General features: G+C 33.9%; 13 protein-coding genes. 7 read left to right on the top strand and 6 right to left on the bottom strand.

The window, feature by feature from the left end:
- From HM986_RS02130 to HM986_RS02100, 7 genes are all read left to right on the top strand, one after another.
- Window positions 1-951: a UDP-glucuronic acid decarboxylase family protein gene (locus HM986_RS02130; protein ID WP_178983485.1), complete on the top strand. Its 951-nt coding sequence runs from the start codon at window positions 1-3 to the stop codon at window positions 949-951.
- Between the two features lie 14 nt (window positions 952-965).
- On the top strand, window positions 966-1,517 hold the full coding sequence (locus HM986_RS02125; protein WP_179333433.1) for a WcaF family extracellular polysaccharide biosynthesis acetyltransferase: 552 nt from the start codon (window positions 966-968) through the stop codon (window positions 1,515-1,517).
- Complete coding sequence (locus HM986_RS02120; RefSeq protein ID WP_179333432.1) at window positions 1,518-2,267, top strand: glycosyltransferase family 2 protein; 750 nt, start codon at window positions 1,518-1,520, stop codon at window positions 2,265-2,267.
- 90 nt (window positions 2,268-2,357) lie between these two features.
- Complete coding sequence (locus tag HM986_RS02115; protein WP_179333431.1) at window positions 2,358-3,464, top strand: MraY family glycosyltransferase; 1,107 nt, start codon at window positions 2,358-2,360, stop codon at window positions 3,462-3,464.
- A gap of 87 nt (window positions 3,465-3,551) precedes the next feature.
- Window positions 3,552-4,310, top strand: a complete 759-nt coding sequence (locus HM986_RS02110; RefSeq protein WP_179333430.1) for a polysaccharide biosynthesis/export family protein — start codon at window positions 3,552-3,554, stop codon at window positions 4,308-4,310.
- Between the two features lie 10 nt (window positions 4,311-4,320).
- Window positions 4,321-6,648, top strand: coding sequence for a GumC family protein (locus tag HM986_RS02105; RefSeq protein ID WP_218841377.1), 2,328 nt, complete (start codon window positions 4,321-4,323; stop codon window positions 6,646-6,648).
- Between the two features lie 97 nt (window positions 6,649-6,745).
- A complete protein-coding gene (locus tag HM986_RS02100) occupies window positions 6,746-7,165 on the top strand; it encodes a CBS domain-containing protein (protein WP_179333428.1) in 420 nt (139 codons plus the stop codon).
- 34 nt (window positions 7,166-7,199) lie between these two features.
- Here the strand turns inward: HM986_RS02100 and rpe are convergent, their stop codons facing one another.
- From rpe to proC, 6 genes are all read right to left on the bottom strand, one after another.
- The gene (gene rpe / locus HM986_RS02095) at window positions 7,200-7,862 is read right to left on the bottom strand and encodes a ribulose-phosphate 3-epimerase (protein WP_179333427.1); all 663 of its coding nucleotides are present in this window, start codon (window positions 7,860-7,862) and stop codon (window positions 7,200-7,202) included.
- A gap of 199 nt (window positions 7,863-8,061) precedes the next feature.
- Complete coding sequence (locus tag HM986_RS02090; protein WP_020895716.1) at window positions 8,062-8,925, bottom strand: sigma-70 family RNA polymerase sigma factor; 864 nt, start codon at window positions 8,923-8,925, stop codon at window positions 8,062-8,064.
- A gap of 96 nt (window positions 8,926-9,021) precedes the next feature.
- Complete coding sequence (locus tag HM986_RS02085) at window positions 9,022-9,396, bottom strand: hypothetical protein (RefSeq protein ID WP_179333426.1); 375 nt, start codon at window positions 9,394-9,396, stop codon at window positions 9,022-9,024.
- Window positions 9,397-9,483: 87 nt separating this feature from the next.
- Entirely contained in the window at window positions 9,484-10,683 is a 1,200-nt protein-coding gene (locus tag HM986_RS02080) for a glutamate-5-semialdehyde dehydrogenase (RefSeq protein ID WP_179333425.1), read from the bottom strand.
- A 94-nt stretch (window positions 10,684-10,777) separates the two neighbouring features.
- Complete coding sequence (gene proB / locus HM986_RS02075; RefSeq protein WP_179333424.1) at window positions 10,778-11,557, bottom strand: glutamate 5-kinase; 780 nt, start codon at window positions 11,555-11,557, stop codon at window positions 10,778-10,780.
- A gap of 5 nt (window positions 11,558-11,562) precedes the next feature.
- Complete coding sequence (proC, locus tag HM986_RS02070; protein ID WP_179333423.1) at window positions 11,563-12,369, bottom strand: pyrroline-5-carboxylate reductase; 807 nt, start codon at window positions 12,367-12,369, stop codon at window positions 11,563-11,565.
- Window positions 12,370-12,379: the final 10 nt, after the last annotated feature.

The following is a 12,379-nucleotide window of genomic DNA, read 5'->3' as shown; positions in this document are numbered from 1 at the left end:
ATGAAAAGAATTCTAGTCACAGGAGGAGCCGGTTTTGTAGGCTCACATTTATGTGAACGTTTGCTTAATGAAGGAAATGAAGTAATATGTTTAGATAACTACTTTACAGGATCAAAGCAAAATATAGAACACCTAATGGATCACCATTATTTTGAATTGGTGCGTCACGATATTATTAACCCATATATGATTGAGGTTGATGAAATTTATAATTTAGCATGTCCTGCGTCACCTGTACATTACCAGTATAATCCTATCAAGACGATAAAAACATCGGTAATGGGAGCTATTAATATGTTGGGTTTAGCAAAACGTGTAGGAGCTAAAATTCTTCAGGCTTCAACTAGTGAAGTATATGGTGATCCTAGTGTACATCCACAACCAGAAAGTTATTGGGGAAATGTGAACCCTATAGGTTTGCGTTCTTGTTATGATGAAGGGAAACGTTGTGCCGAGACGCTTTTTATGGATTATCATAAACAGAATGAGGTAGATGTAAAAATTATTAGAATATTTAATACCTACGGACCACGTATGCACCCTCAAGATGGACGTGTGGTTTCTAACTTTATTATGCAAGCCTTAAAAGGTGATGATATTACCATATTTGGAGAAGGCACACAAACGCGAAGCTTCCAATTTGTTGATGACTTAGTGGAAGGTATGATACGCATGATGAATAGTAGAGATGGTTTTGTAGGGCCTGTAAATATTGGTAATCCAGTAGAATTTACGATGCTAGAGTTAGCTCAGGAAGTTATCGAGTTGACGAACTCAAAATCTAAAATTATTCACTTGCCGTTACCTCAAGACGATCCTATGCAACGTCAGCCTAATATAGATTTAGCAAAAAAGGAGTTAAACGGATGGGAGCCAAATGTGCATCTTAAAGAAGGCTTAGGAAAAACAATTGCCTATTTTGATAACCTTATTAAATCGGATAGAGCATAACCTTGCTTAAACTTGTGAAAACAGATCTTTCAACATATGATAATAGTTGGTACCAACCAGGCTCTAAATTGAAGCGCTTACTTTGGTATATTGTGAGTTTGATGTTTTTTGAAGGTGGCTGGAATTTGTCTTCGGCATTAAAAATATTCTGGTTAAAACGGTTTGGAGCTACAATAGGAGAGGGGGTGGTGATTAAACCTAAAGTCACCATTAAATACCCTTGGAAACTGATTATAGGAAATCATTGTTGGCTAGGCGAAGGAGTTTGGATAGATAATCTAGACCAAGTAACCTTAGGTGACCATGTGTGTGTATCGCAAGGTGCTTTATTACTTTGTGGAAATCATAATTATAAAGCCCCAAGTTTCGACTTAATGATTGCTCCAATTCATTTAAAAGAAGGCAGTTGGGTTGGTGCGAAATCTTGCGTTGCACCAGGTGTGATATTTGAAAGCCATGCGGTATTAAGTATGGGTTCTGTTGCAACCACCAAGCTCGAAGCTTATAGTATCTATAGTGGAAATCCAGCTTTGAAAGTAAAAACACGTCAATTTAATACTCCCTAAATGAAAGTCTCTATAATAACAGCAGTATATAATAGTGAAAAAACTATTGATGTCTGTATGGACTCTGTATTGAATCAAACCTACCCAAATATTGAATACATCATTGTTGATGGAGGTTCTAATTCAGAAACGCTAAGTAAATTGAATGCCGCAGCTGAAAAGTATCCAAACATAAAACTAAGTTCTGAACCCGACAAAGGTATTTATGATGCCTTAAACAAAGGAATTGTAAAAGCAACCGGTGAGATTGTGGGCTTTGTGCACTCTGATGATTTTTTAGCAGATGCCACTGTTATAACCTCAATTGTTGAAGCATTCAAGTCACAAGAGGTTGATGGTGTATACGGAGACTTACATTATGTGGCTTTAGAAAATACAGATAAAATTATAAGAAACTGGATTAGCAAACCTTTTCGTCATAAGTTGCTAAAAGACGGGTGGATGCCTGCACATCCTACACTATACGTTAAGAAGAGTTTGTATGAGAAATACGGTATGTTTGATCTGAATTTTAAAATTGCAGCAGACTATGATTTTATTTTACGTATATTTAAACAGTCCAATTTGAACTTTTTCTATTTACCAAAAACCATTGTTAAAATGCGTGTAGGTGGTGCGAGTAATAAAAGTTTAAAAAATATTATACAAAAATCGAAAGAAGATTACCGGGCAATAAAAGCCAATCAGACAGGTAATTGGTTGACGATTCTACTGAAAAATGTAAGTAAAATCAAACAGTTTAAGTCCTGAAACGATTTGTTTTTATATCCTAACACTTAAATTACATCGGTTTAATTTATTTAACAGATATTTGCCTAAAAAATAGTAGAAGTAACAAAAATGGTAAAAGAATTGCTCGAAAATTTTATTCCACAAGATCATATAGGCTGGCTTTTTTTACTAGCTATCTTTATTTCCTTTTTTGTATCTAGTACAAGTTATCCTGCTATTATTAATGTGGCGAAATCTAAAAATTTAATGGCTTATTCAGGCGGGCGAAGTAGCCACTCTGGTAGTGTTCCAAATCTTGGGGGTATCGGTATATTTCTTAGTATTGTAGTTACCATCACAACAATTGGAGCAATATTAGATACTAAAATGTTATTGTTAATTCTAGGCGGTATTACTTTATTGTTTTTTCTAGGATTAAAAGATGATATTCTTGTTCTGTCTCCCCGTAAAAAATTGACGGGTCAATTATTGGCTGCTATTTTGCTTATTCTTTTTACGGATACACGTATTGTTAGTCTATCTGGTATTTTTAATATTAATATCATGCCCTATTGGGTGTCTGTATTATTTACACTTTTTGTATATATATTAATTATAAATGCGTTTAATTTAATTGATGGAATAGATGGTCTTGCTGGTACATTGGCTTTAATGGCTATTGTGTCTTTTGCTTACGTATTTTATAAATATAATGACATTAGTATGGTGGTTTTGGCAGCCTCCGTAATTGGCGCGCTCATACCGTTTTTATACCTGAATTTTTCAAAACGAAATAAAATGTTTTTAGGAGATACCGGTTCTATGATATTAGGTTTTATAATCGCATTATTTGCGGTTCGATTTATTAACTTATCAGAATTGTCTGTAAATGCTAGTTACCATAACTCGTCGCCTATATTAGTATTGGCCTTTTTGTTTTTTCCGCTTTTAGATACCTTACGTATCTTCTTTATACGTTTAGTTATTCATAAAAAAAGTCCGTTCTCAGCGGATCGAAATCATTTACATCATCGCTTTTTAATTTTAGGTTTTTCTCATCGACAAACTACAGCTATAATTGTGGTTACCAATAGTATTCTTATTCTGATAACATTTTTGATTAGAAATTGGGATATTAATGTGCAATTAGCAACACTCCTCGCTAGTGGAACTATTCTATATTCGTTATACTTTGTCTTTAACTGGATAAGAGGTCAAAGAAAAATTAGTGTATAGATGTTTCTAATTAATTAGGTAGTAATGGTATTACTTTGTGAATAGCATTATTGCACTTATATTTGTCACCTTATTAAACACTTACAAATGTCCAAATACTTTTATAGTTTATTCTGCTGTATATTAATATCTTCATGTGTTAGTCCTAAAGAAATTTTATATCTTCAAGATGCTGAACAGTATGCTAATAAAGAAATCAGTTATTCTAATGCCAAAATTCAGCCAAATGACGTGCTGCGTATTACCGTAAGTGCTTTAGTACCCGAATCTGTCATTCCTTATAATAAAGTGTCATCAGGTTCTGGTGGTGTTAGTATTGATTTATTGCAACTCGATGGGTATTTGGTATCTGAAAATTTGACTATTAATTTTCCTGTTTTAGGGATATTGCCTGTTGCAAATATGACAACTCAAGATTTTGCAGATTTCCTTAAAAAGAAGCTAGAGAATGATGGCCATCTTAGAAACCCTTCTGTAGATGTTAGGTTAGTTAATGCCAAAGTGACGGTATTAGGGCAAGTTAATCAACCTGGGACATTTAATTTTTCAGAACAAAATATTACACTATTACAAGCACTAGGATATGCTGGCGATTTAACTATAAATGGTAAACGTGAAGATATAATTGTGATGAGAGATGAGCAAGGTGTGAGACAAATTACACATATAGACCTTACATCGGCAGATTGGCTAGAAGGACCTTATAATTTTATAAAGCCTAATGATGTTATCATCGTTAATCCTAATAGCCCAAAAGTTAAAAGCGCTGGTTTCATTGGTAATGTTGGAACAGTTATATCAGTGATTTCTATTTTATTAACCACAGTGGTCTTAATTACGAAATAAGATGAGTCAGATGGAAGAGAGTAACTACCAAAAAAGTGGTGATCAAGGGGAGTTTATTAAAAAGGAAGTTCGTAAATATTTACGATATTGGTATTGGTTTGCTCTCGGTATTATAGTGGCACTTATCGGTGCCTTTATATATTTAAGATATACACCAAAAGTTTACAGCGCAAGTGCTAAAATTAAGATTTTAAATAAAACCAAAGGATTAGAATTACCTTCTTCGGCCTTTATATTTAACCGCTCAAACATTAACTTAGAAAATGAGATAGAAATTCTTAAGTCTTATCGCATTATTGAGAATGTTGTTGATCGCTTAGATTTAACAATGCGTTTTTTTGAAGAAGGAAGTGTGCTTACTACAGAAATAAACCACTTACCTTTTAGTATATTAAAAACAATAAGCAATGATAGTATTTATGGTGGAGCATCTTATAAAATAGAGGTAAAGTCTCAGGCTTATGAAGTGACCCCCTCGAGTACTGAAAAAACATTAGTATTTCCAAATTTTGACACCACTCAAATCGAGCATAATTTACCTTTTGAATTAAGCAGGGATTCGTCAGCAAAGCATAAGTCTTTTATAGGGAAATCTTATATTGTTAAATTTGCACCAGTGGCTTCAGTTACAGGTGGTTTGAAAGGGGGTATTAATATTAGTATGCTAGGTAAGGGTAGCGATTTACTGCAGTTAAATTATACAAGTCAAAGTAAACCTAAGAATGAGCGTATTCTTAATACCCTTATTGAAGTGTTTAATGAAGACGGTATCAATGACCGACAAGATATCTCAAGGCGAACTATTGATTTTATTGATGAGCGTTTTAAGCTTTTAGCGAGAGAATTAGATTCTATTGAGCTTGGTATAAAGGATTATAAGGAAAAAAATAATTTAATTACTTTAGAATCAGATGCAGAGCTAGGTATTTCACAACGAACGTTATCTGAAGAAGAGTTGTTTGAAACTGAAAACCAATTAATACTTTCTGGATTACTTAAGGAAACTTTGGAGAAGCCCAATTCTAACTCTGCATTATTACCAGCTAATATTGGAGTTAATAACTCTAGTATCAATAGTTTAGTTAATAATTACAATACACTTGTTTTAGAGCGTGATAACTTAATTATTAGTGGTGGTGAGAACAATCCAAACGTCATACTATTAAATAATAGACTTATAGATTTGAAAGCAAATATATTCGCGTCTATCGACTCCTATGCTAAACAACTAGAAGCCTCAAAAGCACAATTAACGCGTAAGAATAGAAAATTTGCATCACAAGTATATAGCTTACCAAGTAAAGAAAAGAAAATAACAGATATTACGAGACAACGTGAGATAAAACAAACGTTATATCTGTTTTTGCTTCAAAAAAGAGAGGAAGCAGCTATTAATTTGGCTATTACAGAGCCTTCAATCAAAGTCGTGGAGTATGCCATCTCAGGTGGTGGACCAATTTCACCCAATTCAAGAAGCACCTACCTAATCGCATTTGTTTTAGGTTTAATCGTTCCTTTTGGGGTTATTTATGCTTCCGTACTCTTGGATACTAAAATAAAAGGGCGTGAAGATGTTATGCAATTAAACTCTAAAGTGCCAATTGTAGGGGAGTTACCAAAAGCAAAATCGGAACAACTTATTTTCAGTAATCCAGAGGATAACTCTACGCAGTCTGAAGCGTTTAGAATATTAAGTTCTAATGTTGATTATATTCTGCCTGTGAAGAGTGATAAGAAGGGTAAGGTGATCTACTGTACATCTACCATTAAAGGAGAGGGGAAGACCTATGTGAGTATAAATCTATCTTTAGCCTTGTCTAGTATTAATAAAAAAGTTTTATTGATTGGAGCCGATTTAAGAAACCCGCAGATTCATACCCATATTCATGAAGATAAACACAAGTCAGGCTTATCCAATTATTTGCATGATATTAACTACAATTGGAAAGATGCCTTAATTAGTGGTTTTGAAAAACACCCTAATCATCACATTATATTATCGGGAAGTATTCCTCCTAACCCTGCACATTTACTTACAAATGGGCGTTTTGCAAAACTTATTGAAGAAGCAAAAGAGGAATACGATTATATCATTGTAGATACAGCTCCAACAATTTTAGTTACCGATACTATGTTGATTTCACAATTGGCAGATGCGACTATTTATTTAACTCGAGCGAATTATACAGAAAAGAATCTCCTGAAATTCTCTAAAGACCTTTCAGATTCTGGTAAGCTAAAGAATATGGCCTATGTCATTAATAGTGTTGGTTTAGGCAATTCTTATGGCTACGGTTATAATTATGGTTATAATTACGGTTACGGCGGTAAAGACTAATCTATAGTTACTTATTATAGTTGTTGTAGGTGATATTTATCATATTTCTTTAGGGCTTTAAACGTTACTTTTAATAGTGAATTATAAAGCTTAAGTCATGAAAAGTATTCAACCAATTTCTACAATTATGTCTTCAAAAATAATCACTCTTCAAAAGGATGATGAACTAGAGACCGCCGAATTATTATTTAAAAAACATAAAATCCGTCATATCCCTGTCGTTGAGAACGAGGCTATTATAGGTATGTTGAGTTATACTGATTTATTGCGAATTAGCTTTGCCGACGCTGTAGATGAAACCGAAATGGAGATTGAATCATTAGTTTACAATATGTTTACAATCGAGCAAGTAATGGCTAAAAACGTCATTACAGTGCCGTCGGATACGAGTATAAAACACGTCGCCTTGATTTTAGCCCAAAAAGAATTTCATGCATTACCCATAGTCGATGATGGACGATTAGTCGGAATTGTAACGACCACAGATTTAATTAACTATTTGTTGAAACAACTATAAAAAAAAAGGTGCTTTAATTTAGCACCTTTTTTTATTATGAATTAGCTAAATCTTTAAGTGTTTTAATCGTTTCTATCTGATTTGAACTCTTAAAAACATGGCTACCGGCTACAAAAGTATCGGCACCAGCTTCAACTAATTTTTTTATGTTTTGATCCGTAACACCTCCATCTATTTCAATACGGGTATTTAGGCCTTGATCATCTATCATTTTGCGAAGATTTTTGACACGCTTATAGGTGATATCTTCAAATTTTTGACCACCAAAACCAGGGTTTATAGACATCAGTAAAACCATATAACATTCTGGTAAGATGTCCTCTAAAACATTAAGTGGTGTGGTAATATTAAGAACAATTCCGGCTTTACAACCAGCATCTTTAATTTGCCTTAGTGTTCTATGTAGATGAACTGTAGATTCGTAATGGACAGTAATAATATCGGCTCCAACTTTTGCAAATTCTTCAATATAACGTTCTGGCTTCTCAATCATTAGATGGACATCTAATGGCTTGGTGGCATGTTTCTTTATAGCAGCGATTATTGGCATACCATAAGATATATTGGGTACAAAATGTCCGTCCATAACATCGATATGAAACCAATCGGCATCGCTATTATTAACCATTTCAGTATCACGTTGCAAGTTGCCAAAATCGGCAGCTAACATTGAGGGTGCAATTAATTTTGAAGTCATTAAATGAAATTCTATAAGGTTTCTGCAAAGGTATTAAAAATGTGAGGATTAATTTGTTCTAATTTAAATACAGACCGAAACAAAATAAAAAAGTGAACCCACGGTAATCAGCCGTGGGTTCTTTCATCAATCAAAAAACGAACAGTTATGTTTGTAACTGTTGTTACCTTTATAGGTTGGTCGTTAAAAATACGGAATCCTAACCTAAATATGTTTTTAATATTTTACTTCTAGACGTATGCTTTAAACGTCTGATCGCTTTTTCTTTAATTTGTCTTACACGCTCCCGAGTTAATTCGAAAGTCTCACCAATCTCTTCTAATGTCATTGGGTGTTGATTCCCTAATCCAAAATACAAACGCACAACATCTGCTTCACGAGGTGTTAAAGTCTCTAAAGCACGTTCAATTTCCGTTCTTAAAGATTCATGTAATAAATCTCTATCTGGATTTGGTGATTCACCACTTCGTAGTACATCGTATAAGTTAGAATCTTCACCTTCAACTAGAGGAGCATCCATACTGACGTGACGACCAGAATTTTTCATAGACTCTTTAACGTCGTTGATCGTCATATCTAATTCTTTCGCGATTTCTTCTGCAGAAGGTGGTCGCTCATGGCTTTGCTCTAAAAAGGCAAACGTTTTATTAATTTTATTTATGGAACCAATCTTGTTTAACGGTAAGCGTACAATACGCGATTGTTCTGCTAAGGCTTGTAATATAGATTGTCTAATCCACCATACAGCATAAGAGATGAATTTAAAACCACGTGTTTCATCAAAACGTTGTGCAGCTTTAATTAAACCTAAGTTACCTTCATTAATTAAATCGGGTAATGTTAAACCTTGATTTTGATATTGCTTTGCAACAGAAACCACAAAACGTAAGTTAGCTTTAGTTAATTTTTCTAAAGCGAGTTGATCTCCAGCTTTAATACGTTGAGCTAATTCTACCTCTTCGTCTGCTGTAATAAGATCTACCTTACCAATTTCTTGTAAATATTTGTCTAAGGATGCGGTTTCCCTATTGGTAACCTGCTTGGTAATTTTTAGTTGTCTCATTTAATTTTAAGATTTGTGCAATTTAAACACAACAACGTGCTGCTTTTATTATACGTACGGAAGCAACAAAATGTTACACAATATTAAAAAAAACTTTTAAATTTTAAGCAGTTTTACGGTATCAAGATTAATCGCATCAATAGTTTCAGTAGTGAATTTATAATGACCTTTCATTGTGATGAGTCTAAAACGGTACGATTTAATTTGACTCAACGTATTAAGAAATAACCATTTCGACTTTAATAACCTCGGTTTTTCAGACTTCAAACTCAAATCAAAGATATGCTTTCGTCCTTCTTTTTCTGCCACAATATCTGGAGTAACATCAATGTCACTCCCTTTTTTATGATAGGATTTAGGGGATTCGTAACCTTCAAAATCAGCCTTTATGTTAGAATAGCCTAAATTTTCGAGATATGATATTGAGGTACTCAACTCTTCTGCGTATTTAATTTTATCTTGTGTAACCATAGCCAGTAAAATAAGATTTTTTAGTGTAAAATCCTAATTGTCAGACTAAAAACTTAGGATTGAGATTGCTTTATTCGTTTTTCGACTCTAAATTCTGACTTGTCCGTCTCCATAAACGTAATACTTATTAGTCACTAATTGGTTTAGACCAAGCGGACCACGGTGGTGTAATTTATCCGTACTAATTGCTAATTCTGCGCCAACTCCCATTTGGCCTCCATCCGTAAATCTAGTTGAGGCATTATGATATACAGCTGCACTATCTACATTATGCATAAACTGCATGGCTTCGGTTTTATCTTCTGTTATAATTGAAGCGGAATGCTTCCCTGAATAGGTGTTAATGACCTCGATAGCCTCATCTATTGATGCAACTTCACCTATAAGAAGTTTTAAAGCTAAAAACTCTTCATGCCAAATATCAGAATTTGAAACGATTTCTTTTTCAGGTAAAATTTGAGACACTTTGTTATCTACTATGATTTCAACTTTATACTGTTCTAGTTTTTCTTGAAGCATTTTAAGTTTAATTTCGTATTGAGGTAGGTTCTTATTAATTAGAACTTTGTCTAATGCATTACATCCTGAAATTTTATCTGTTTTCGCATTAATAATAACGTTGACGGCTTTACTCCAATCAGCATGTTCAGATACATATAAAAAGTTATTGCCGCGTCCACTAACTAAGACCGCACAGGTTGCATGCGTTTTTACAAAGTTAATTAACCGCTCACCACCACGAGGAACAATTAAATCTAATGGTTCTGTAGGATTTTTAAGGAAGGCTTGTGTTTCCTCACGTTTTAAATGTAAAAGTTTAATCCAATCTTTAGAAAGTCCGTTGTCTTCTAGAGCTTCGTGCCAGCATTTCTCTAAAATAAGATTACTATTTAAGGCTTCTTTTCCCCCTTTTAGTAAAATTTTGTTGTTTGCTTTAAATGCTAAAACGGCCGCCTCAATAGTAACATCTGGTCTAGATTCATATATTATTAAAATGGTACCGAAGGGGGCTGTGGTATTAACGATGTTTAAATTGTTTTTTAGAGTTCTGTTAGTTATTTCTTTTCCAACAGGGTCTTCTTGGAGCATCACCGCTTTTACGGCGGCTATCATTTCATCAACCTTTTTATCATTAACAATTAAACGGTCATATAGCGCTTGATCTTCTTTTTTAAAAGCATCCAAATCTTTTTTATTTGCTTCTATAATAGCGTTGCGTTCGCGCTCTAAAATTTGAAGCATTGATTTTAAGACGTTATTCTTTATTTCTGTATTTAAAAGTTTCATGTGTTTTAATTTTATAAACTATTACATGCCATTCACTTCGAATCATCTATTTGGATGATAATGTTTAAAGCCTGTCTGTTTATGTTATAAATATTTAGGCACAAATAAATTTAGTTCCCACTTCTTTATTATTAATGATATCTACAATTACATTTGCTTTCTTACCATTAGCGATATACGTAGGAATATTTTTATTGGCAGTGCCTTTAGCAATCTTCAATTTGGAAGCCATTCCTCCACGACCTTCACCTTCTTTTTTATCGGAATCTTGAACATATTTTTCAACATTCTGATTAGTAATTACCGTATTCAGAATCCTTGAGTCATCATCATCTGGGTGTCCATCATAAAGGCCGTCTGTATCCGATAGAATAATTAATCGATCGGCATCAATAAGTTCTGCTACCAGACTTGCCAATTCATCATTGTCGGAAAACATTGACATTGTAAGCGATACAGCATCATCTTCATTAGCAATCGGAATGACACCTTCAGCAAGTAAACCTTCATAACAATTAATCATGTTTTCACGGTGCTTCCCGATATCAAAATCGCGTTTTGTTGCTAATACTTGGGCGCATCGCATACCATAGTCGTGAAAAAGACTATAGTAGTGTCTCATCATTCGTGGCTGACCTACTGCAGAATAGACCTGTCGTCTTATAGATTTGTCTTTTATATTAGTTTCACCTAAAATTTCCATGCCTGCCATTGCAGAGCCAGATGAAACCAAGATAACCATAATATTTTCTTCATATAGGACGGCAATTTGCCTTACCAACTCTCTAAGAACAGGACCTAAAATTCTATTATCTTTATTTGTTAATACGTTGGTGCCAACTTTTACGACCACACGTTTTATCTCTTTATCCATAAATTTTATTTCTCTTTACCTAATTCAACAGCCCTATCAAAAGCCGCATAAGCCGCATCTTGAATAAGTTGTTTTACATTATTATCATCCATAGAATCAATTGCAGCTTGGGTTGTACCACCTTTTGAAGCCACTTTTTCTATCCAAGATTTAGGAGATATACTATTTTGATTGAAGAGTTCTATGGCGCCTTCAAATGTGCTACTTACTAAAATCTTAGAATCGTAATCTGAGAATCCCATTTTTTGTGCAGCTTCTAACATCGATTGCATAAAATAAAAGACATAAGCTGGGCCACTTCCGGAAATTCCTGTTGACGCATCGATGAATTTTTCTGTGTTTACATGTATGGATGTTCCTGTGGTATCCAATAGATTTCTTACCATTAGCATTTCTACTTTAGAAACGTCGCTAGATTCGGTATAAGATGTAACTCCTTTACCTACTTGTGCTGGTAAATTTGGCATTGTTCTAATCACTTTCTTTGCATTCAATTTTTGTTGAATGGTGTCTATGGTAACACCTGCCATTAGTGATACAAAAATTTGATTATCATTAATCATTAATTTCATAGCTTCAAATAAACCGTCGCTGTGGTAAGGTTTTACAGCTATAAATACGATATCGGCTTTTGGTAGACAATCGTCTAAATTATCAAAAACATTAAATCTTGAATCTTTACTTAAACTTTCTATTTTTTTAGGATCTGTATCATAAATTCTCAAGTTATGCTTACTGAGGAGTGGTGATTCAGCCATACCTTCTGCATATGTTAAACCCATGTTTCCCGCTCCAATTACTAATACTCTCATAATCTGTTTT

It is taken from the genome of Winogradskyella costae, from assembly GCF_013403865.1.
Classification (GTDB): domain Bacteria; phylum Bacteroidota; class Bacteroidia; order Flavobacteriales; family Flavobacteriaceae; genus Winogradskyella; species Winogradskyella costae.
This window is presented reverse-complemented; position numbering and strand designations above follow the sequence as displayed.

What these genes read in the sequence shown, in the direction of transcription:
- HM986_RS02100 (WP_179333428.1), top strand. Translation starts at nt 6,746, where the DNA reads ATGAAAAGTATTCAACCAATTTCTACAATTATGTCTTCAAAAATAATC.
- HM986_RS02130 (WP_178983485.1), top strand. Translation starts at nt 1, where the DNA reads ATGAAAAGAATTCTAGTCACAGGAGGAGCCGGTTTTGTAGGCTCACAT.
- proC (WP_179333423.1), bottom strand. Translation starts at nt 12,369, where the DNA reads ATGAGAGTATTAGTAATTGGAGCGGGAAACATGGGTTTAACATATGCA.
- HM986_RS02080 (WP_179333425.1), bottom strand. Translation starts at nt 10,683, where the DNA reads ATGAAACTTTTAAATACAGAAATAAAGAATAACGTCTTAAAATCAATG.
- HM986_RS02110 (WP_179333430.1), top strand. Translation starts at nt 3,552, where the DNA reads ATGTCCAAATACTTTTATAGTTTATTCTGCTGTATATTAATATCTTCA.
- HM986_RS02090 (WP_020895716.1), bottom strand. Translation starts at nt 8,925, where the DNA reads ATGAGACAACTAAAAATTACCAAGCAGGTTACCAATAGGGAAACCGCA.
- HM986_RS02085 (WP_179333426.1), bottom strand. Translation starts at nt 9,396, where the DNA reads ATGGTTACACAAGATAAAATTAAATACGCAGAAGAGTTGAGTACCTCA.
- HM986_RS02120 (WP_179333432.1), top strand. Translation starts at nt 1,518, where the DNA reads ATGAAAGTCTCTATAATAACAGCAGTATATAATAGTGAAAAAACTATT.
- proB (WP_179333424.1), bottom strand. Translation starts at nt 11,557, where the DNA reads ATGGATAAAGAGATAAAACGTGTGGTCGTAAAAGTTGGCACCAACGTA.
- rpe (WP_179333427.1), bottom strand. Translation starts at nt 7,862, where the DNA reads ATGACTTCAAAATTAATTGCACCCTCAATGTTAGCTGCCGATTTTGGC.
- HM986_RS02105 (WP_218841377.1), top strand. Translation starts at nt 4,321, where the DNA reads ATGGAAGAGAGTAACTACCAAAAAAGTGGTGATCAAGGGGAGTTTATT.
- HM986_RS02115 (WP_179333431.1), top strand. Translation starts at nt 2,358, where the DNA reads ATGGTAAAAGAATTGCTCGAAAATTTTATTCCACAAGATCATATAGGC.